21 protein-coding genes are annotated in these 19,607 nt (G+C 58.0%); 2 read left to right on the top strand and 19 right to left on the bottom strand.

What is annotated here, in order from left to right; translation table 11 throughout:
* Nucleotides 1-81 precede the first annotated feature (81 nt).
* From AMM41_RS09385 to AMM41_RS09365, 5 genes are all read right to left on the bottom strand, one after another.
* Nucleotides 82-897, bottom strand: coding sequence for an ATP-binding protein (locus AMM41_RS09385; RefSeq protein ID WP_228769193.1), 816 nt, complete (start codon nt 895-897; stop codon nt 82-84).
* Between the two features lie 195 nt (nt 898-1,092).
* Nucleotides 1,093-1,470 carry a hypothetical protein gene (locus AMM41_RS09380; protein WP_089956701.1) on the bottom strand — a complete coding sequence of 126 codons (378 nt, stop codon included), beginning with the start codon at nt 1,468-1,470 and terminating at the stop codon, nt 1,093-1,095.
* 73 nt (nt 1,471-1,543) lie between these two features.
* Nucleotides 1,544-1,735 carry a hypothetical protein gene (locus tag AMM41_RS09375; RefSeq protein WP_089956698.1) on the bottom strand — a complete coding sequence of 64 codons (192 nt, stop codon included), beginning with the start codon at nt 1,733-1,735 and terminating at the stop codon, nt 1,544-1,546.
* Nucleotides 1,736-1,803: 68 nt separating this feature from the next.
* Entirely contained in the window at nt 1,804-2,085 is a 282-nt protein-coding gene (locus AMM41_RS09370) for a hypothetical protein (RefSeq protein ID WP_194944691.1), read from the bottom strand.
* A gap of 137 nt (nt 2,086-2,222) precedes the next feature.
* Nucleotides 2,223-2,750, bottom strand: a complete 528-nt coding sequence (locus tag AMM41_RS09365) for an HD domain-containing protein (protein ID WP_089956692.1) — start codon at nt 2,748-2,750, stop codon at nt 2,223-2,225.
* Between the two features lie 64 nt (nt 2,751-2,814).
* Between AMM41_RS09365 and AMM41_RS09360 the strand changes: the two genes are divergently transcribed.
* Together AMM41_RS09360 and AMM41_RS09355 are read left to right on the top strand one after the other, a co-directional pair.
* The gene (locus tag AMM41_RS09360) at nt 2,815-3,015 is read left to right on the top strand and encodes a DUF5397 domain-containing protein (protein ID WP_089956689.1); all 201 of its coding nucleotides are present in this window, start codon (nt 2,815-2,817) and stop codon (nt 3,013-3,015) included.
* Complete coding sequence (locus AMM41_RS09355) at nt 3,015-3,293, top strand: virulence factor (RefSeq protein ID WP_089956686.1); 279 nt, start codon at nt 3,015-3,017, stop codon at nt 3,291-3,293. The genes AMM41_RS09360 and AMM41_RS09355 overlap by 1 nt, the downstream gene beginning before the upstream one ends.
* 85 nt (nt 3,294-3,378) lie before the next feature.
* On the opposite strand, the gene AMM41_RS21865 is transcribed toward AMM41_RS09355, so the two are convergent.
* The 14 genes from AMM41_RS21865 to AMM41_RS09300 form a co-directional block, all read right to left on the bottom strand.
* Nucleotides 3,379-3,522: a hypothetical protein gene (locus AMM41_RS21865; RefSeq protein WP_194944690.1), complete on the bottom strand. Its 144-nt coding sequence runs from the start codon at nt 3,520-3,522 to the stop codon at nt 3,379-3,381.
* A 61-nt stretch (nt 3,523-3,583) separates the two neighbouring features.
* The gene (locus AMM41_RS09350) at nt 3,584-4,111 is read right to left on the bottom strand and encodes an HD domain-containing protein (RefSeq protein WP_089957021.1); all 528 of its coding nucleotides are present in this window, start codon (nt 4,109-4,111) and stop codon (nt 3,584-3,586) included.
* Between the two features lie 282 nt (nt 4,112-4,393).
* Nucleotides 4,394-4,690: a hypothetical protein gene (locus AMM41_RS21860; protein WP_194944689.1), complete on the bottom strand. Its 297-nt coding sequence runs from the start codon at nt 4,688-4,690 to the stop codon at nt 4,394-4,396.
* A gap of 90 nt (nt 4,691-4,780) precedes the next feature.
* Entirely contained in the window at nt 4,781-5,131 is a 351-nt protein-coding gene (locus AMM41_RS22455) for an FRG domain-containing protein (protein WP_089956683.1), read from the bottom strand.
* A 15-nt stretch (nt 5,132-5,146) separates the two neighbouring features.
* Entirely contained in the window at nt 5,147-7,972 is a 2,826-nt protein-coding gene (locus AMM41_RS09340; protein WP_228769192.1) for a restriction endonuclease, read from the bottom strand.
* Nucleotides 7,969-9,078 (bottom strand): PDDEXK nuclease domain-containing protein, encoded by a 1,110-nt coding sequence (locus AMM41_RS09335; protein WP_228769191.1) that lies wholly within the window; start codon nt 9,076-9,078, stop codon nt 7,969-7,971. The genes AMM41_RS09340 and AMM41_RS09335 overlap by 4 nt, the downstream gene beginning before the upstream one ends.
* Before the next feature lie 10 nt (nt 9,079-9,088).
* On the bottom strand, nt 9,089-11,149 hold the full coding sequence (locus AMM41_RS09330) for a site-specific DNA-methyltransferase (protein WP_089956678.1): 2,061 nt from the start codon (nt 11,147-11,149) through the stop codon (nt 9,089-9,091).
* Nucleotides 11,146-12,171: an ATP-binding protein gene (locus AMM41_RS09325; RefSeq protein ID WP_228769190.1), complete on the bottom strand. Its 1,026-nt coding sequence runs from the start codon at nt 12,169-12,171 to the stop codon at nt 11,146-11,148. The genes AMM41_RS09330 and AMM41_RS09325 overlap by 4 nt, the downstream gene beginning before the upstream one ends.
* A complete protein-coding gene (locus AMM41_RS22230; protein WP_228769189.1) occupies nt 12,168-12,971 on the bottom strand; it encodes a hypothetical protein in 804 nt (267 codons plus the stop codon). The genes AMM41_RS09325 and AMM41_RS22230 overlap by 4 nt, the downstream gene beginning before the upstream one ends.
* 51 nt (nt 12,972-13,022) lie before the next feature.
* Nucleotides 13,023-15,116 (bottom strand): SNF2-related protein, encoded by a 2,094-nt coding sequence (locus tag AMM41_RS09320; RefSeq protein ID WP_228769188.1) that lies wholly within the window; start codon nt 15,114-15,116, stop codon nt 13,023-13,025.
* 312 nt (nt 15,117-15,428) lie between these two features.
* Complete coding sequence (locus AMM41_RS09315; protein WP_228769187.1) at nt 15,429-15,797, bottom strand: DUF1016 N-terminal domain-containing protein; 369 nt, start codon at nt 15,795-15,797, stop codon at nt 15,429-15,431.
* Complete coding sequence (locus AMM41_RS09310) at nt 15,794-17,455, bottom strand: DUF2779 domain-containing protein (protein ID WP_089956674.1); 1,662 nt, start codon at nt 17,453-17,455, stop codon at nt 15,794-15,796. Before AMM41_RS09310 ends, AMM41_RS09315 begins: the two co-directional genes overlap by 4 nt.
* Nucleotides 17,452-17,973, bottom strand: a complete 522-nt coding sequence (locus AMM41_RS09305; protein WP_089956671.1) for an Abi family protein — start codon at nt 17,971-17,973, stop codon at nt 17,452-17,454. The genes AMM41_RS09310 and AMM41_RS09305 overlap by 4 nt, the downstream gene beginning before the upstream one ends.
* The gene (locus tag AMM41_RS09300) at nt 17,970-18,437 is read right to left on the bottom strand and encodes an SNF2-related protein (protein WP_089956668.1); all 468 of its coding nucleotides are present in this window, start codon (nt 18,435-18,437) and stop codon (nt 17,970-17,972) included. The genes AMM41_RS09305 and AMM41_RS09300 overlap by 4 nt, the downstream gene beginning before the upstream one ends.
* Nucleotides 18,438-19,607 lie beyond the last annotated feature (1,170 nt).

Genomic DNA, 19,607 nt, shown 5'->3' with positions numbered 1-19,607 from the left:
TGCCGAACGAAATAAGTTATTGATTTCATTGGGAATAATTGAAAATCTCTCGGCAAATCTCTCATTTTTCTCTGCAAATCTCTAATTCATCTGGATCAATTGCCAGCGTGGTGCAGCGTCCGACCCCACATTCACAATTGCCCCCCGGCGGCGCAACTTGCCCAGCAAATTGCTCACCTTGGTGTACTTCTGCCCATCGCTAAGAGCGTCGCTGAGTTTGTTCAGCAGCAATTGGTTGATGTCGGCACGACTGGCTTCGCCGTTCACCGCCAAGTAGTCGGTGATCTGTTTGAGGTAGAAAGCGTCGTCTTGCCCACGAGTGCGCAGGTAGGCTGCCACGCTGCCCGTGGCCTTGGCAATGTGCGCGGCCACATGAAAATTGGGCTTGCGCCCCTCAATCAAGCCGGATTTGCGCAGGCGGTCGGCCGCTTCCGTGGGAATGGGCAGCTTTTTCTGCACCCGATCCAAGGCCAACACATCGGCCAAAGGCAAATCCGTCTTTTGGATCAAAAGACGGCTGTACGACAAATCCACCACGCTGCCATACACCGTCATGCGCACCACCCCTGCTTCGCTCAGGTCGTAGTCGGGCATGGGGAAATAGCGGCGGGCTTGCTCCCGGTGCATCCAGTGAATGCCGTAGCCCATGGTGTCGATCATGTTCAGCTCGGCCATGGCCTGGGCTAAAAACGGGTTGCGGTAACGGCGGGGTGTTTTGTTGCCCGCAATGTAATCATCGGGATGGCCTTCAAAAAACTGCCCCTCGTTCTCAAACACCAAGGTGGCAGGGGTTTCAGTCACCACAATGCGGCCACAGCGGCTGTAGTCTTGGTGCGCAATGCAGTTGTGCAAAGCCTCCAGCACCACACGCCGGTCGTACGCTTTGAACTGAGCCACCAAGCCATCATCAAAGGTGGGTCGTTGTGGAGCAACGCCCTCGTCGCGATGAGCCTCGCAGACCACCACCCATCGCCCCGAGGGCGGGGCTCCTACAAAGGCAAAAAACCATCCGTTACGGGGTATTTGCAGGAGCGACGCCCTCGTTGCGATCAGCCCCGCAGACCACCACCCATCGCATTGAACCGAACCGCCTCACCGACTCACATACACATCTTTGCCATTGGCCTGCAAAGACACCACCAGCGAGGCCACCACATCGGCGGCTTGCAAGGCCAGCAGCAGCACATACCACTGGGTCCGCACCTCGGGCCAAATGACCACCTGAATGCTGCACGCCAGCAGCAACACGATGGACAGCAATTGTTCGGTCACCGAGCCGCGTGCGAACAAAGCGGTTTTGATGATGTCGATGCACAGCAGCAACACGCCCACCAACAGCAGCACACCGCCGCCCGTCAAAGCAGCGGTGCTGGACAAGTCAAAAAACTTCACGTCAATAAAGTCAATGCCCGCAAACACGAAAAAGTTGTAGATCGCAAAAGGGATGATCAAAAGAGGGATGGATTTCATGGGGTTTCCAATGGAAGAGTTATCAAAAAATGGCGGTCATGGGGGGCATCAAAGACACCAGGGACAGCACGGCTCATGTGGGCGACTTCTCCAAGCCCAAGGCATACGCCTGCAACCCAAGCGAGCCCGTCACGTACTGCCCAGCCTCTGGCCGCCAAACGCCCTCAAAGGCATGCTCGGCCACATCAATCGGGATGACCACATCCTCATCGGCGCGAATCACCACCGAGACAGGCAAGGCAGGTGTGAGGGGTTTGTTGGTCATGCAGCGGCTTTCAATCAAATGGTGTCGACGCCATCGACACAAACTGTAGAGAGCACCGGGCTTGTGCATCAAACACCCTCGGCATACGACACACACCCACAACACGGGCAAGCCAGTTGATCGGCCCCGACTTCTTTGAAACGCAAACCCGTGTCCACGGGCTGGGCCGATTGACGCCAATAAGTCACCAACTTGCCGCCATAGAGCACATCCTCCATCAGGCCACAGGCGGGGCATTGGTGCAGATCGCGGTCTGCCACAAAGCCGCCTTGGGCCTTGACTTGGGCTTGGATGTCGGCCAGTTGCGCGACCAGGGCTTTCAGTTCGTTCATGTCGTCGGGGTCTAACATTGGCTTTCCTTGGTGTTTGCCCGTGATTTTATGGATACTTAATGGGTATTTTTGAGATTTTTCCTGTGCAGTGATCAAGGTTGATGGGGTAGGGACCGATATGTATTCGTCACGAACCTCGTGACGAATCCGTCGCTTCACCCCAAGCCCAACCTCCGCGCATACAAGCCATCAAACACCGCCTCCAGCCCCGGGTGCACGCCGCGCAAACCTGCGACAACTGCGGCGGCCCAGTCAAAGTAGGCCTGTTTGCGCTCGGGCGACCAGTCGGCGGGTGGCGAGGCCAGGATGTCGCGCAGATTGCTGATCTTGTCGGCCAGCTTGACCAACTTGGCCTGGAGCGAGATGTGTGGCGCGTGCTCGATCTGCAGCTGCTTGCGTAACGCCTTGTCGAGCAACTTGTCGTCGGTCACCTCCAGCACCACAGACGCCACCTGATCTCCAAACAAAGCCCGCAGCTCGTCAGCCGTGGTCTCGGTGTCCTCGATGGTGTCGTGCAGCACGGCGGCGCACAGCACTGTCACATCCTGCACGCCGCCCTCGTTGGCCAACACATTGGCCAGCGCAATCGGGTGGTTGATGTAGGGCGAAGCCTCGGCGTCTTTGCGCCTTTGGTTGCGGTGCTTGTCGGCGGCAAAGGCCACGGCTTGGATCAGAGTGGCCAGGGGGTGGGGGTGTTGATCATGGTTAGACTATCATTCAATTGGGTTTATTTGAGGGAGAACTGTTATGCAAGTAGCTGCCGCGCCACCATCCATTCCGGTTGGCAAGATCAAGAGCTTCGGGCCTTTCGGGCCCAAGTATGAGGTTGGCCAAGCGCTACATCCTTTGGATGATGGCGACTGGATGATTGAAGTCACCATGGTGGAAACAGGCGAAAAGGCCGAATACCGTCTGACACACCTGTCCGATGATCCCGAGGCGCACTGATGTACGCAGTAGTTTTCGATCTGGTGGTTGCTGACACCGAAACTCATCACCCCAAGGGGGTTACTCAGGCTTACACAGAAATCGGCGCCATTCTCGCAGAGCACGGGTTCCGAAGGGTGCAAGGCAGTTTGTATGTCAACGACACCGAAGACATGGCTAATCTGTTTCTTGCAATTCAATCTTTGCGTGCCCGTCCTTGGTTCCCGAAGTCTGTGCGTGATATTCGTGCCTTCAGAATTGAACAATGGTCAGACTTCACACCTGTCGTCAAGTCTTAATCTAAACAACAGTTAAGCCGCTGTTCGCAATCTCCATCCCCTTGATTGCTTCTTCAATTGTTGCCACAGTGTCGCGACAATCGCCTCACCGATTCACATACACATCTTGGCCATTGGCCTGCAAAGACACCACCAGCGACGCCACCACATCGGTGGCCTGCAAGGCCAGCAGCACATACCACTCGGTGCGCACGGCCAGCCACACCACCACCTGAATGCTGCAGGCCATTGATCCGCCATCCAGGCCAAAAAGCCCAATTCATCACGAACCTCGTGACGAATTCACCGCATCACCCCAAACCCAACCTCCGCGCATACAAGTCATCAAACACCGCCTCCAGCTCCGGGTGCACGCCGCGCAAACCTGCGACCACGGCGGCGGCCCAGTCAAAGTAGGCCTGTTTGCGCTCGGGCGACCAATCGGCGGATGGCGAGGCCAGGATGTCGCGCAGATTGCTGATCTTGTCGGCCAGCTTGACCAACTTAGCCTGTGGCGAGATGTGCGACGCGTGCTCGATCTGCAGCTGCTTGCGTTCAGCTTTGCCAAGCGACTTGTCGTCGGTCACCTCCAGCACCACAGACGCCACCTGATCGCCAAACAAGGCCCGCAGCTCCTCGGCCGTGGTCTCGGTGTCTTCGATGGTGTCGTGCAGCACGGCGGCGCACAACACCGTCACATCCTGCACGCCGCCCTCGTTGGCCAGCACATTCGCCAGCGCAATCGGGTGGTTGATGTAGGGCGAAGCCTCGGCGTCTTTGCGCCTTTGGTTGCGGTGCTTGTCGGCGGCAAAGGCCACGGCTTGGAGCAGAGTGGCCAGGGAATTGGGCGTTGTTTGCATAAAGCTGTCCTTTAGAGATGTGGCCGCCTCATTGAAAAAGGCGGAAATGATTGACTTAAAATTTGCATTTGTAGGTCAGCGTGAGATTTGTAGAGGTTGCCAAACAAGGCAACAACCCGAACGGGTGGGAGCCTCGAGCTCAGGACCTACTTTTTTTTCGCATCTGTCAATCCGAATTTCTCTTTCAGATCAAAAACGAATTGAGCCGCCCTCGCTCATAGTTTTATTACGCATCAAAAGTGCTCCTTACCTCTCAGGGAATCAGAAATCATGCGTATGGCAGCCTGAAAGGTTGTTCCGATATTTCAACTCGTAAGCGTTTCCATCTAAATCTGGAAACAAACGCCCATGGCGCAGGCCTAACAAATACAAACCCGATTGAATCTCTGCAATCAATGACTGTGGAATAACAAATTTCTTGAGCTCCATAGTTGTGTCATCAACTGCCACCTTAGGCAACTGGTCATCAAGTGGAACTTTCGGATTTGGTTGTATGGTGAAAACACCGCCTTGACTAGGAATACGAGGCGATAAGTGTGGAGGTGAATACAAAGCCACACGTTCAACGGAAAACGGATCTGGGTTTAAATCTGTATTGATGAATCCACATTCGTGAAATGCATAAACAGCGCAATCGCTTGTTGCCGACTATATGTTACCCCTTGCATCAACCATTGGGTAAGTAGCGAAAAAAAGCGCGACCAAAGGGCTCGTTGACCAATCAAGCAGGCGTGTTGGTAACCCATGGTGTTGAGCAATTGCAAGCAACTCCCAGTCCGTGGCTGGCCTATGAGGAAGCAATGGCAGTGTGCGCACTCGAAATTCAGCTATCAAGTCTTGCTCAGCACCTTCATAGACCAATGAATCCAATCGCCCCACTGAAGGGATTAGCTTATGCTCTGTGGCGTCGGTCACTCCCCTGAAAACCCAATGCCCGCAGCCCAACTCAATAGAACGTCGGACATATTCATCTAGGCCATTTACGATTACTTCGCGCATTAAATTTTCTCCCTCTCAAGCCACCAACCCATCCAGCTCCACCACATCCTTGAACACCACGTCCTTAGACAGTTCAAAGTGTTTGCGGCCGCAGGCGATCTTCAGGTTTTCGGCTTGGCGGCGGTCTTGTTCGACGGTGCTGGATTTGGTCTCAGCCACGAAGTAAACGCGGGCGTCGCCCTCGAACACCACGGCCCAATCGGGGTTGTAGTTGCCCAGTGGGGTCGGTATCTTGAAGCGGCTGGGCAGCTTGAAGAAAAACCGCACGCGCTCGTCGTCGCTGCAGTTCTGCGCAAACTTGTTTTCGGGCGTGCTGTCGGTCAGAACGCATGAAAACGGCTCACCCATTTCGGCTTTTTGGTCATCCAGTGGACACGCCTGCAAAAGGGTTTTGCTGACGGGTGGTGTCATGTCGTCAGCAACGGGCGGGTACACACTGCTTTGGTAAGTTTCCACTTCGCCCCACAGCTCTGCCAATTCTTCGCTGAGCGTCATCTCATAGCGCTGCCCATTGATCTCGTGGTATTCGATGCCTTTCACCAGCAATACCTGCAAGCTGTTCTTGATCGCTGCGATGGCGGTGTCCAGAAACGCCTGCGGGTTGATGAGCAACTCTTCCAAGCGGCCGGAGCCGTCCAGGATGGCGAACAGCGTGGCCCGTGACAGGTGCACACGGTTCTGGATGTAGGCATAGACGTCGGGCACCGTCACATTGAAGTTGCGCACATCGGTGTTGGCCGCCCCAGATTGCACGCCATGCACACCTTCATGTGTCATCACAATTTTGGCCTTGGCCGAGCGGATTTTGGGGGCCTGCACCTTGGGGTATTGGTTCTTGTCGGCCAGCGCCGCTTTGCATGTCTCAATCAACTCGGGCGTGTCCAGCTTCACGCTGTAGCGCGTCTGATAATTGATCTTTTTCCAGATCGCCTCGAACAGCGCGGCCTCTTCGGCGTCCAGACTCTTCGGCTTGACCTTTACCTTGGCGCGGGCGTTCTTCACGCGCCCGGTGAACTTCACACCGGTTTCGTCCTCAATCTCTTGCTGTAATGACCTGGCAAAGGCTTCATAGCTTTCGTTGGGGATCACGGTCAGCACATTTACCCGCTTGTCCATGACCCGTTCGCCTGACTGATTCACACAGAGGCGCAGCCCGCGACCAATCTCTTGGCGCTTTTTCATGGCGTTAATGCTCTCGTTGAGCGTACAAATCTGGAACACGTTGGGGTTGTCCCAGCCCTCGCGCAGTGCGCTGTGGCTGAACAAAAACTGCAGCGGTTCGGTGGTGGACAGCAGCCTTTCCTTGTGCTGCATGATCAAGTGATACGTGCTGTCGTCTTTGGCCACCAGCCCGGTGGTGTCCACCCACACGGTTTTGGCCTTCACGCCCTTGCCCTTTTTCTCACCCGAAAAATAGCCGTCGTGCACCTGGCTGGCTTCGTGCGGAATCAACCCCCTGTATTGCGGTAAGCGGGCGTATTTGTTGAACGCCTCTTCAAACCACAGCCCAAACTTGCCCGTGGTGGGCTGGCCCTCCGCATCGAAGGCGCGGTAATTGGCCACCTTGTCGATGAAAAACAGGCTGAGCACCTTGATGCCCATGGGCTGCAAATTTTTGAGCTTGGCAAAGTGCGCGGCCACCGTGCGCTCGATCTGGTATCGCATCACGTCGTCCGTCAGGCCGCCTTGCTTTTCGTGCAGCTTCAGCACCCGCCCGCCCGAAAACTCAATCTCACCCACATCGGCACGGATCTCGTTCAGGATGTAGCCGTCTTGGTAAGCCTCGCGCTGTTTGGACTTGGCATACAAATCGTCTTCCAGCTTCAGTGAAACTTCCGAGCGCTTCACACCCGTCTTGCCATTCACATCAATGGTCACCCTGGCACTGATGCTCTTGGCCTTGGCCTCGATGCTCAGCAACTCGATGAACGCTTGGTTGTGGTCGGCATCGGCCAGCACGCCGTCCACCTCGATCTGCTTGACCAAACCCAAGTCATACGCCTGCACCGGGTTGAGTGAATACAACAGGTTGTAAGGGTTGCGGTGCGTGGCCGAATAGCGCAGGGTGCACAGCGGGTTCAAGTCCAGCAAGGCGGTGCGGCGCAGATCGGTTTCAAAGTTTTGCGGCTCGTCCACGATCACCACCGGGTTGACCGCCTGGATGTACTCGATGGGCGCAAACGCCCGTTCACCCTTTTGCTTGATGCGGGTGCCGTCTTTGGCAAAGCTGTCGATGTTGATGACCAGCACGCTCAAAGCGTCGCTCAGCGCGAAATCGCGCAAGGCCGACAACTTGCTGCTGTCGTAAAGAATAGGCACGCAGGGCACATGCGCGTAGTCGTTGGCAAAGTGGGGGCGCGTGACCTCCAGATTTTTCATGGTGCCCTCGCGGATCGCCACGCTGGGCACCACCACCACAAACTTTTTGAAACCGTACTTTTCGTTCAGCTCGTACATCGTTTTGATGAAGGTGTAAGTCTTGCCCGTGCCGGTTTCCATTTCAATGGACAAATGAGGGCAAATGCGCGTCTCGGCCACGCCGTCCACCAGCGTTTCCAAGGTATCGCCCTGCAACTCGGTTGACAAAAAACCGGGCTTGATGTCACCGTCCGGGCCAGGAAAGTTGGCCTTTTGTACCGCCTGCACATTGACCAACAACTGCGCATCGGACAGCTTGAGCGCGTTGCCAATGGTGCCGTCGGCCGCATAGCGCACGCTGGCGTTTTGCCCGGCCAGCGAAAACTCACTTTTGGCCAGTGGCTGGCCGTCAAACACCTTCACCACCGCATCGACCGCCTTCTTTTGGTAGTCCTGGTGGCTGAATTGCAGTTGCATCGTCATGTCTCGTCCTTGTTGTCTGGCTGGTCCAAAGTGGCCTGCCGTTCACGGGCCAGCTGCACCACGCGGTGCAATTGCGTCTGCAGCACTTGCAGCTCGGGCAAGGCATGCAGGTACTGCGCCACGCGGATGTTGGCGCTGTCCAAGTCCATCAGCTCCACCTGCTCGGCATCGGCGCTGGCGCACAAAATCAGGCCAATGGGCGAAGCCTCGCCCTCGGCACGGTCGTTTTGATCGAGCCAGCGCAGGTACAGCTCCATCTGCCCCTTGTGCGACGGCGAAAACTTTTCCAGCTTCAGCTCCACGGCCACCAAGCGGCGCAAGTGGCGGTGGTAGAAAAGGAGGTCCAGGTAAAAGTCGTCTGCGCCCACGCTGATGCGCTTTTGCCGGGCCACAAAGGTGAAGCCCGCACCCAGCTCCAACAAAAAGCGCTCCATGTCGCGCAAGATGGCGCTTTCCAGATCGCGCTCGCTGTAGCCGTCGGGCAGGCCCAAAAAGTCCAGCATGTAAGGGTCGCGAAACACCAGGTCGGGCGTGACTTGGCCGCCCTCACGCAGCTGGCTCAGCTCACTGGCAATCACCGATTCGGGCTGTTTGGCAATGGCCGAGCGCAGGTACAACTGGCTGGCGATGCGTTCGCGCAAGGTGCGGACACTCCAGCGCTCTATGCGGCACATCTCTGTATAAAACTCGCGTTCAAGGGGCTGCTTGAGGGGTAGAAGTTCGCGAAACTTGCTCCAGTTCAATTCTCGCGACAGTGTGGCGACAATTTCAGCATCCGGAAAAAGCTCGGCGAACTGGATCATGCGGCGCAGGTTTTTTTCCGCATAGCCAGCACCATGGGTCACAACCAATTGTCGCGACACTGTGGCGACAATCTTGCCGCCATAGCTTGCTCGCACTTGATGCAAAGTCTCCCGGCGCACTTTGTTGCCGACATGCCAATACAACATCGTGGCGGCGCTGTCGGCAACGGCTGCCACATGGGAACGGGCTTGGTCAATAAGCTGACGCAATTCCACCAGCAAAGCCTCGGTGCTTTGCGCAATGGCCATCACTTGTGCCGTGACATCCTGCTTCGCTTGGGAAGATGGGTGAAGTTTGGCCATGGCTTGCCTCTCAAATCACCGTCAAGCCAATTTCCAGCCCGGCCAGTTCCAGCTGCAGGTTGGACAGCAGTTCGTCGGCTTTGGGTCCCACAAAGCATGAATTGAGCATGACCACCTGAGCGGGCTTGGCTTGAACGAGTTCGTCTTTCAGCGCCTCGGTGTAAGGGTCAAAGCACAACAACATGAGCGTGTTGTCGGGCATGAGGACGCGGTACACCGTGGCACCGGCCATGTCCGTGGGCTTGCTGATGGCGTGCACGCCCAATGCGCCCAGGCCGTGTTTGAGCAACAGCTCGGCCAGCATGGCGGTTTGGGCGGGCTGGTCCTCTGTGCCTGTGGCCTGCTTTTCGGCGCTTTGGAACAGTTGCAGTTGTTCGCGCAGCGCCTCGGCGCTGTTGGCATCGCCGCGCCAGACCTTGAAGTTGGACGGGGCCAGGGTGAAGTGGGCGCAGGCCAGCTTGGCAGTTTTGTCAGGGTGCTCGGCTTTGAGCTTGGCGATCACCTTGTCGATGCGGGCGCGGGTGATGTCTGCGATGGTGCGGTAACCGGCTTTGTAGGCCTCGCTGTCTTCGTCGAGGACTTCGGGCATTTGGACAGAAATGGATTGGCGATTACCGCCTTGTTCGATATTCAAATCCATGATCGTTTGCGCAGTGCTTCCTGACCCCGCAAAAAAATCCAGAGTGATGTCGCCAGGCTGCGTCACCAACTTGACTAAATCACCGATCACGCTGGTGTTTTTCGGAAAGGGGAAGCAGCCTTTCCCTACCAACTCCTCGACCTCTAAGGTTGCCGATCTGCCATCCTGGTAAAAAACGGACGAATAGGGCTCGCTGTCGATTTCAAACAAATAACTCTTCCGCGTCGGAATCGTTGTTTCATCAGGACCAAAGTGAATGCGCGGTGGATTTTGCGCCATGGCCCACTTGGTTTTTTCTTCATCCCAGCGCCATCCTGTCGATGGTTTTTTGCATGGCTTACTGGTGACTGGATGAAAAATTTCATGCCTTGGCCTGGAGGCCCGCCCATCGTCAGGGCCTGCAAAATCGGCTGCGAAATATAGACCTCGCTCATCCGACCAGTTGTAATGTTTGTGTGCCTTGCGCGGATCATCCTGCGCAAGCTGTTTGAACCAAGCTTGCATCTCAACACGAATGGTGTCGTGCTCTGCTCCAAAACGTGAGCGCAGTTCAGCGTACTTCTCCAAGACCTGATCAGCTCCTTGTTTAGGTAACCGCCAATTTCCGTTATTCAACGCAAAGTGCCTGTTTTTTACAATGCACAGGATGTACTCGTGAACATTGGCGATTAGTTTTGAATCCCCTTTTTTTGAGCGCTGCCAAACAACTTGACTGACGAAATTCTCTGCACCAAAAACCTCATCGCAAAGCAACTTCAAATTCGTCGCCTCGTTGTCATCGATGCTGATGAATATCACCCCGTCATCGCGCAACAAGTTCCTCGCCAAATACAAACGCGGGTACATCATGGACAGCCAAGCGCTGTGGTACTGCCCGCTTTCCTTGCTGTTCTTTTTCCAGAGGTTTTGTTTGTTCAGAAAACCGGCTTCGTTTTTCTCGCCCGTGCGGCGCTGGTATTCGTCCAGCGTTTCTGAGTAGTTGTCGGGGTACACAAAGCTGTCGTTGCCCGTGTTGTACGGCGGGTCGATGTAGATCATCTTGACCTTGCCGTAATAGCTTTTTTGCAGCACGCGCAGCACTTCCAGGTTTTCACCCTCGATCAGCATGTGATGAGCCTGCGCCGGGTTGTTGGCGTCGGGCCGCAGGGTGTGGCTGCTGGTTTTCTGAATCTCGCGGCGGGCGGCGGTTTTGCCCGCCCATGACAGTTCGTAATGCTCCTCCGATCCCACGCGGTCTTCGCCCAGCAGCTCTTGCAGCTTGGCCACATTGAGCTGGTTGTCACTGATGAGTTCAGGCGCGGTTTGCGCCAGCAGCGCCAGCAACTCGGCTTTGCGTTGGGCCAGGGCGTCGGGGCTGTGGCCCAGGTCGTCCAGGGTGGTTTCTTTGGCGGCTGCGTTGGCCGCTGTGGTGTCGGTTGTTTTGTTTTTCATGTCTTCCCTTTGGAGTCTGGTTCTGTCACTTCCCAGCGCCCGCCCTTGGTTGGGCCAAGGCGGCGGAGCTTGCCCGCCTGCTTCAGCTGATTGAGGTGGTACTTGACGCCGTTGGTGCTCAGTCCTGTGGCGTCCATCAACTCGGGCACATTGGCTTGCGGGTACTGCCGCAAATGCTGGAGGATGGTTTCTTGGTGTTTCTTGGGCGTTTTCTTGGTGTTTTCTAGACCAGTTTCTAGGCTAGTTTTTGGGCTAGTTTCTAGACCAGTTTCTGGGCCAGTCACTGCGGCCGCACTGGGCCGTTCAAAGCTGGCCACAAACAGCCGGGCGATCTCGCGGAACTCCACATCGGGGGCGTTTTCCCGAATCAGGGGCATGCCGCGCCCCCAGGCTTCGACCATGTCAATGCGCCTGAACAGGTCTGCTATCAGCGGGTTGCGGCGGTGCGAGACGTTGCCCCGACGCATTTGTTCAAAGGTCAGGCCATCAAAGAGGCCACCGGGGTTGCGGATTTCGACCCGGTTTTTGTAAACGGCGATCTGGATGTAATCCGGGTCGCGCCAGTCGCGGTGGCAAAAGGCGTTGATGATGGCTTCGCGCAGGGCCGCACGCGAGATTTCGGGCACATCCACCCGGCGCATGCCTTCCAGACGCATGCCAATGTGGATGTTTTTGAGGATGTATTTTTCGGCCTCTTCAATCAGTTCGAGCACGTCGCCATCGAAGTCGTGACGGTCGAGGATGGTGGCGCTGGTGGTGCTGGCAAACACGGCGCAGCGCAGCTGGATGGGCTGGTGCGCAAAGAACAGGCGGGCGGCGTTGAGCAGTTGCCCACCGGGCAGCAGGTCGAGCTTGGTGAGGGCGTTGGTCGGGTTGTCCCATGGCAGGCCGGCCCGTTCCACAAAGCGGCGGATTTTGTCTTCGCTCAACTCGGCCAGTGGCGTGGTGCAGGGCTCGTTGTCCCAGCGCAGGGCGGCGCTGTTGCGCTTGAGGATCAGGCTTTCCAGTTCGCGGGCGCTCATGTCACCGTCCATTGCAGGGTGAACAGGTGTTCGGTTTGCACTTGCTGCGTCATGCGCTGGGTGAGCTGGTCAATGAGCTGCTCGCGCTTGGCTTGGATGTCGTCGGTGACATCGAAAATTTCTTGCCGCTGCTTGCGCTGCAGGCGTTCGAGCTTGGCGATGCGCTCTTGAATGGCTTGCTGCTCGGCCAGCGAGGGGGCTTGGCGGGCTTCGCGCTGGGCCACTTTGATTTGTTCTTTGGTGTTTTTAAGGGCTTGCTCAACGGCCAGTTCCATGTCGGCCGCCCAGCGGTCGAGCTTGTCGCGCGCTTCGGTGAAGTGCGCGTTGTTGGTTTCCAGCGCGTGGGCCACTGTGGCGTCGGCGTGGCGCTGGGCTTCTTGTTGCAGGCGGGTGGCTTGAGTCAGGTCGCCACTGCCTTGCAGCGTGGCGGGTGTGGCCATGAGTTTTTCGCAGGTCTCTTGGTCCAGCGATTGCCCGGCATCGGTCAGGGCCGAGAACAGCAGGTATTCCTGTTTTTCAAAGCTGTCCACCGTGAGCTTTTGCAAGCTGAGCACGCCCGACTGGCCGCGCAGCGCTTCGACCACCGAAACGCGGGCGGGGTTTTGCGCCGGGTCAAACACTAGGCGCTGCATCGGGGTGCTGGCTTGGCAGGCGGCGTGCACCACCCATTCGCCCAGAGGGTGAGACAGGCGGTAGGTGTGGGCGTCTTGCACTGGCTCGTTCACGGCGAGTGAATTCACGTCGCTGGGTTTTTCACGCGAGATGAGGTGGTAGCGGCCTGCCGAGATGCCCGCGTCCATGCCCGCAGCGGTGGGTGCGGCCAGATCAAAGCTGAGGTGTTCTTCGTCAAATCAGGCTTGATCGGCCAGCACATGGCGGGTCAGGTCCCAAAATCGGCGGCTGAATTGATTGAGGTGGCTCAGGGTGTCCTGCCGCTGCAGGCGCAGGCGTTCGTGCACTTCGGCGTCAAACACTTCCAGCAGCTGGCTGCGGGTGTGCGCCATGCGTTCGTCAATGGCGGGTTTCATGGCCTGGCTCAGCGCAGCAAAGGCGGCGTCAATTTGCGCGGGCGTGCGGCAGGTGCGGTAGATGTCCAGAATGCGCCGCTCGATGTCCACCCCGGATTCGATGCTGCCCAGCACTTCGTCAGACGCGCCAAACACGCCGTCAAACAGTTTGAACTTGACGGCCAGCAGCTCCAGCACGCGGGCGTCGGCGTGGTTGCGTTCGTTGAAGAAGTTGATGACCACCACGTCGTGCTTTTGGCCGTAGCGGTGGCAGCGGCCAATGCGCTGCTCCACGCGCTGGGGGTTCCAGGGCAGGTCGTAGTTGATGACGAGTGAACAAAACTGCATGTTCACGCCCTCGGCGGCGGCTTCGGTGGCAATGAGGATGTCGGCTTCGTCCCGAAAGTGCTCGATCAGCGCGGTGCGGATGTCGATGTCGCGCGAGCCGCTGATGCGGCCCGTGCCTTGGTTGGCCGTGAGCCAGCGTTCATAGATGTTGCTGGCCTCGGGGCCTGAGTTGGTGCCGCTGAACAGCACCACTTTGCCCTCGTGGCCGTTTTGTTCCAGAAAGCGTTTGAGGTATTCCTGCGTGCGGCGCGACTCGGTGAAGATGAGCGCTTTGCGTTGGGCGGTACCGCCCGTTTGCATTTGGGCAAACGCGTTGAAGCCCACATCCAGCGCTTGCAGCAAGGCGGTGGTTTTGGTATCGGTGCCGATGCCTTGCGCCCAGGCGTGCAGGCGGTCCAGCTCGGCAATTTCGGCGTTCAGGCGTTGGCGGTCGAGCTGGGCGGGGTCTGTGGGAGCAGCGGTCGTCCCTGTTTCTGGTGTTTCATCGCTGGCGTTGAGGATTTCGTCCAGCAGGTCTTCTTCCATTTCTTCCTGGCTGACCAGGGTTTCGATCCAGTCGTTTTGCTCCCAGTCGGCAGTGTTCTGGATTTTTTGGTCGCGCAGTTTTTGCAGGCGCTCTTTCATCACGCCCAAAGTGCCCGCAATGGCCAGCGAGCTGGACGCCAGCAGCTTGCGCAGCACCAGCTCGGTCAGGTGGCGTTGGCGGCGGGGAATGGCGTAGCTGTCTTCGCGGGTCAGGTAGTCGCTGACGGCTTCATAAAAACGGTGTTCGTCGTCGGTAGACCGGAACTTTTGCGTGATGGCTTTGCGCTCGGTGTACTTGATGTATTCCGTCACGTCTTTGCGCAGGGTGCGTTTGCAAAAGCTGTCCAGCCGTTGGCGCAGGCCGCCCAAGTCGCCGCCCGAGCCGGTGAACTGGCTTTTGAAGGCGTTCAGGTCGCCAAAGATGCTGTCGTCAATCAGGGTGGACAGGCCGTACAGCTCAAGAATCGAGTTTTGCAGCGGCGTGGCCGTGAGCAGCAGCTTGCGGCTGTCGCCCGTAGCCCAGCGGATGGCCTGGCCAATTTTGTTGCTCTCGCGGTAGGCGTTGCGCAGTTTGTGGGCTTCGTCGATGACGACCAAGTCCCAGGCCATGGACCGCACTTCTTCCTTGATGCGGGTGGCGTAGGCATACGACATGACCACCACGGCTTTTTGGCGCAGGGGGGCCAAGCCTTGGCGCTGCGCTTCGCGCCAGGTTTTGGAGTCCAGCACCACTGCGGGCAGGTTGAACTTGTCTTGCAGCTCCAGCGCCCATTGCTTGCGCAGTGACGCGGGGCACACCACCAGCAGCTGCCGCTTGCGCTCGGCCCAGTATTGGCACAGCACGATGCCCGCCTCGATGGTTTTGCCCAAGCCCACCTCGTCGGCCAGCAGCACGCCTTTGGAGAGCGGCGAGCGCAGCGCAAACACCGCCGCCTCGATCTGGTGCGGGTTCAGGTCCACGCTGGCGTTGAACAGCGCCTGGCTCAAACGCTCAAGCCCGCCGCCTGCGTGCTGCAGGGTCAGGTCGTGTGCGATGTATTTGGCTTGGTGGGGCGTCAGAAGCATGAATCGGCTGTGCGCCTAAAGGGATTCAAAAAACGACTGATAGTAATGTCTTTATTTACATTTTAGTTTTCAAAAATGTATTTTTTTGTTATGCGTGAGCCGTCAGCTTTTCGTCAGGCAGAAGGTTTGAAAGCGACCGCAACCGCATTGCCCTTTAAAAAAGACCAGAGCCACCTTTCGTAGGAGCCCCCCCTGTGGGCGATGGTTTGCAGGGCGTGTTCCACGCCCATCGCCCACAGGGGTGGGCTCCTACAAATAAAGCCAGTCTTGCAGGCGTACTGCAATTTATCCAGGGCTGGGCAGGTCGTCTTTTCAACGGGCCATGATGAGCAGGTTTTTTGCCCAGCTGATTTCTCCTATCAGCGATTGGAGATTTGGCTTGTCGCGGTATTCGTTGTAAAACTGGCGCATACCCCAGAGGTTTTGGGCTGAAAACCCGTTGCGCCCCGGAAACTCTGTTTGCAGGTCTCTCGCCAGGTTTTCGACCACGGCCTTGCCCCAGCCGAGTGCCTCTTGTCTTTGGCTGATGTTTTCGCCCAGCCACCAGTAAAGCGCCAACAGTTCGTTGTTGACAGCTCGCAGGGCCTGGAACTGCCGCTGGCGTATCTGGGTTTTGACTTCCTTCAGGAAGTCGGGGTAGCCATTTGGGGCCAGTAAAGCCTGTTGTTGATCAGAATTCATTTCAAAGACTTGACAATTTCCACCATCGCCTCCGTATCCAACCCGCAATACGCCAGCAAATCCTTTCGGGCTTGTTGGCGTTCGGCTGGGGTGATGGTTTGGCCGGGTTCTTTTTCTGCGCCGAGGGGCGCGGCGGCCAGCAGGTAGGCCAGTTGGGCTTCGCCGCCGTTTTGCACGGTGCCAAGCTGGCTGTATTGCAGGTGCGGCACCATGCACGGCAGCACGGTTTTGATGCTGAAGGTGCTGCCTTCGGCTTGGGCCATGTCGGGGTGAAAGTAGTGCCGCCGCACGATGGGCAGCAGGTCTTGCACTTGGTCGTGGATGCGCATAAGCGCTTGGCGCAGGTCGGCAAATTGCTCGGCCAAGTCACGGATGACGGTGCGTTCAAATGAGTCGTTCCACGCCAGCACGGTGCAGCGGGGGTCGATGTCTTTGACGAGTTGCTCCGCCAGTGCGCGGCGTGGGTCTTGGCCGGTGGTGTCCAAAAATTCGGCGTGCCCGAGCACTTGGCCGCTTTGGGCTTGCCGGTGCAGGCTGTATTGAAACGGAATGTGTTGCCCGCTTTGCGTGCCGGGCCACACGGGCGCCACAAAGCTGATGGTTTCAAAGTCGAGGTGCTGCACCGGCCAAGTCAGGGTTTGCAGTTCGGCTTGGGCACCGGCCCGGTCCATCACGACGCTTCCTGTGCGCACGGCTTGGGCCAGGCGTTGGTTCACGCCGTGGGTGTCGGTGCTGCCGTTCCACAAGCGGGCGATGGTGGCGGGCGGCACTTGGCGCAGGTCGGTGTGGCCGGCGTCGATGAGTGTTTGTGCTTTGGCACCGCCCCGGTCGTTGTAAAAGCGGATGGGCACGGGCTGCGGGGTGGTTTGTTTCGCAGTTTGTCCGATGGTTTGTCCGGTGGTTTTTTCGGTGCAGTGGCCGATGTAGGGGCATTCAAAGGGGCTGGTGCATTGGTCGCCGGGTTGGTGTTTGCGGGGTTCTTGGCGCAGCGCCAGGGTTTGGGCTGCGCCGCGCAGGGTGGCGGGCATTTCTTGCTGTGCCTGGCGCACTTGGGCTTGCAGGTCGGGGTCGTCGTGTAGGCCCAGCAGGCCGGTGTAGTCGCCAGCGGTGTGCAGTTCAAAGCCTTTGTTCACCAGCAGCAGCGCCACGCTGTCCAGGTCCACGCCGCTTTGTTCGGCCACCCAGGCTTGGGTGGCCAGGTCGGTGATGTGGTAGTCCTTGGGGGTGGTGCTCGACTTGACTTCGATCATTTGCCAGTAGACGCGGTGGCCGTGCCGCCGGGGCACCATGACGTCGGCCATGACCAGCAGGTTTTGGTGCTGGAAGGTGGCTTCAAACAGGGTGCGGCGCTGGTCTTGCATCCATTGGTATGTGAGGTGCGTGGCGTAGTTCAGGTCGCGATGGCGTTGGCCGGTGTCTTCGTCGGTGATCCAGCTGGCTTTTTCGATGTCCACGCCTTCAGACCAGCAGGCTTGGGCAATGCGCCCAATCACATGCCCGTCCAGAAATCGCTTGGTCGTGTCAGCGCTGTAAACCGCTTGCGCCACGGGCTCAAGACCCTTTTTGCGGGCAGCCCGGTCTTGCATCTCCAGCCACAGCCTGCGGGGGCATTGGCGGTAGTTGTTGAGCAGGGATTTGCTGAGGTGGGGGGTGGTCATGTTGCTTCGTTTTCTTGCCAGACCGAAAGCGTTTGCCAATGTTCAGGAAAGCCCATGTGGTGGGGGTATTCGGTGCGGTAATGCTCTGCAAAGGTTTCGCGGCTTCGGTTGTATTCGCGGCGCAGTTCATCCAAACCTGTTTGCCAGACCGCCTGCCGCGTAAAGCAGCTGCCATCTTCGTGAGCAAAGGGGCCATAACGCAGGGTCAGTTCATTGGCAAGTCGTGTGCGCAGCGAAATTTCAAAGCGCTCCACCGCATCAAGGACCAGCAAACGCAGCTCACGATCGAAGTTGTAGATGGCGACGACAAGGTCGAAATCGGTGCCATTTGCAAAAAGGTGATTGCGCTCTGTTTGAGAATGGACTTCGAACGACAGCCAGTAAGCGCGAAGTCGGTAGTAGTTGATGTGCTGAAGCACTTTTGCAGCACGTTGCGGCTGCACAACTTGCATGCCTCGGCTCAGTAGCAAATCCACTTGCTCGGCCGTGCTCAGAGCGGGTTTGTCAAAAGCCTTCATGCTTTTGCCACCCCACAAAAAGTAACCCCCCTGGTGCGCATCGTGGAGAGGCGTGGGGGGTGTTGTTGCGTGAGATTATACGGGGGCAGCAGGGGCTGGGTTTTTCGCCAGGATTTGGCGTCAAGCACCACAGCGGGCAGGTTGCATTTGTCTTGCAGCTCCAGCGCCCATTGCTTGCGCAGCGACGCGGGGCACACCACCAGCAACTGCCGCTTGCGCTCGGCCCAGTACTTGCACAGCACGATGCCGGGCTCGATGGTTTTGCCTAGACCCACCTCGTCGGCCAGCAAAACGCTCTTGCTCAGCGGGAAGCGCAGCGCAAACACCGCCGCTTCGATCGGGTGCGGGTTCAGGTCCACGCTGGCGTTAAAAAGCGCCAGGCTCAAACGCTCAAGCCCGCCGCCTGCGTGCTGCAGGGTCAGGTCGCGTGCGATGCATTTGGCTTGGTGGGGGGTGAGCAGCAAGACGGTGTGGCCACTGGCCGTGGATATGAAACAAAAGGTTCATATCGTAATGTTTTAAGGACTTATTAGAGTCCTAAGATGCTCTTTATTTGTGATTTTTGTTTACAAAAATACATGGGAAAGTGCTGTCCGAATGATCGGCATGCTGTAGTCCCAAGCAATTCGGGGCCTTCCACACAATGCCGGGGCTTCTCCCCGCAGGAGCGGCGCCCTCGCCGCGATCAAGCCTTGCAGACCACAGCCCATCGCCCCGAGGGCGGGGCTCCTACAAAATGCTGTACTCCCAAGCAATTCGGAGCCTCCCTCGCAATGCCGGGGCGTCTCCCCGTAGAAGCGGCGCCCTCGCCGCGATCAAGCCTTGCAGACCACAACCCATCGCCCCGAGGGCGGGGCTCCTACAAAATGATGTACTCCCAAGCAATTCGGGGCCTCCCTCGCAATGCCGGAGCATCTCCCCGTAGGAGCGGCGCCCTCGCCGCGATCAAGCCTTGAAGACCACAACCCATCGCCCCGAGGGCGGGGCTCCTACAAAATGCTGCACTCCCTAGCAATTCGGGGCCTCCCTCGCAATGTCGGGGCGTCTCCCCGTAGGAGCGGCACCCCCGCGATCAAGCCTTGCAGACCACAGCCCATCGCCCCGAGGGCGGGGCTCCTACAAAATGCTGCACTCCCTAGCAATTCGGGGCCTCCCTCGCAATGCCGGGGCGTCTCCCCGTAGGAGCGGTGCCCTCGCCGCGATCAAGCCTTGCAGACCACAACCCATCGCCCCGAGGGCGGGGCTCCTACAAAATGCTGTAGTCCCAAGCAATTCGGGGCCTCCCTCGCAATGCCGGGGCGTCTCCCCGTAGGAGCGGTGCCCTCGCCGCGATCAAGCCTTGCAGACCACAGCCCATCGCCCCGAGGGCGGGGCTCCTACAAAATGCTGCACTCCCAAGCAAATCGGGGCCTCCCTCGCAATGCCGGGGCGTCTCCCCGTAGGAGCGGTGCCCTCGCCGCGATCAAGCCTTGCAGACCACAACCCATCGCCCCGAGGGCGGGGCTCCTACAAAATGCTGTACTCCCAAGCAATTCGGGGCCTTCCACACAATGCCGGAGCCTCTCCCCGTAGGAGCGGTGCCCTCGACGCGATCAATCCGTCTGGGCCAGCACTCTCCAGAACGCCGTGCAGAG

Origin of the sequence: Limnohabitans sp. 2KL-3, assembly GCF_001269405.1 — a bacterium.
Taxonomy (GTDB): Bacteria; Pseudomonadota; Gammaproteobacteria; order Burkholderiales; family Burkholderiaceae_C; genus Limnohabitans_A.
Note: the sequence above shows the minus strand (reverse complement) of the source record. Positions and strands in the feature narration are given on the sequence as shown.

What these genes read in the sequence shown, in the direction of transcription:
- AMM41_RS09380 (WP_089956701.1), bottom strand. Translation starts at nt 1,470, where the DNA reads ATGAAATCCATCCCTCTTTTGATCATCCCTTTTGCGATCTACAACTTT.
- AMM41_RS09375 (WP_089956698.1), bottom strand. Translation starts at nt 1,735, where the DNA reads ATGACCAACAAACCCCTCACACCTGCCTTGCCTGTCTCGGTGGTGATT.
- AMM41_RS09370 (WP_194944691.1), bottom strand. Translation starts at nt 2,085, where the DNA reads ATGTTAGACCCCGACGACATGAACGAACTGAAAGCCCTGGTCGCGCAA.
- AMM41_RS09360 (WP_089956689.1), top strand. Translation starts at nt 2,815, where the DNA reads ATGCAAGTAGCTGCCGCGCCACCATCCATTCCGGTTGGCAAGATCAAG.
- AMM41_RS09355 (WP_089956686.1), top strand. Translation starts at nt 3,015, where the DNA reads ATGTACGCAGTAGTTTTCGATCTGGTGGTTGCTGACACCGAAACTCAT.
- AMM41_RS21865 (WP_194944690.1), bottom strand. Translation starts at nt 3,522, where the DNA reads ATGGCCTGCAGCATTCAGGTGGTGGTGTGGCTGGCCGTGCGCACCGAG.
- AMM41_RS22455 (WP_089956683.1), bottom strand. Translation starts at nt 5,131, where the DNA reads ATGCGCGAAGTAATCGTAAATGGCCTAGATGAATATGTCCGACGTTCT.
- AMM41_RS09340 (WP_228769192.1), bottom strand. Translation starts at nt 7,972, where the DNA reads ATGACGATGCAACTGCAATTCAGCCACCAGGACTACCAAAAGAAGGCG.
- AMM41_RS09335 (WP_228769191.1), bottom strand. Translation starts at nt 9,078, where the DNA reads ATGGCCAAACTTCACCCATCTTCCCAAGCGAAGCAGGATGTCACGGCA.
- AMM41_RS09330 (WP_089956678.1), bottom strand. Translation starts at nt 11,149, where the DNA reads ATGAAAAACAAAACAACCGACACCACAGCGGCCAACGCAGCCGCCAAA.
- AMM41_RS09325 (WP_228769190.1), bottom strand. Translation starts at nt 12,171, where the DNA reads ATGAGCGCCCGCGAACTGGAAAGCCTGATCCTCAAGCGCAACAGCGCC.
- AMM41_RS22230 (WP_228769189.1), bottom strand. Translation starts at nt 12,971, where the DNA reads ATGGACGCGGGCATCTCGGCAGGCCGCTACCACCTCATCTCGCGTGAA.
- AMM41_RS09320 (WP_228769188.1), bottom strand. Translation starts at nt 15,116, where the DNA reads ATGCTTCTGACGCCCCACCAAGCCAAATACATCGCACACGACCTGACC.
- AMM41_RS09315 (WP_228769187.1), bottom strand. Translation starts at nt 15,797, where the DNA reads ATGAATTCTGATCAACAACAGGCTTTACTGGCCCCAAATGGCTACCCC.
- AMM41_RS09310 (WP_089956674.1), bottom strand. Translation starts at nt 17,455, where the DNA reads ATGACCACCCCCCACCTCAGCAAATCCCTGCTCAACAACTACCGCCAA.
- AMM41_RS09305 (WP_089956671.1), bottom strand. Translation starts at nt 17,973, where the DNA reads ATGAAGGCTTTTGACAAACCCGCTCTGAGCACGGCCGAGCAAGTGGAT.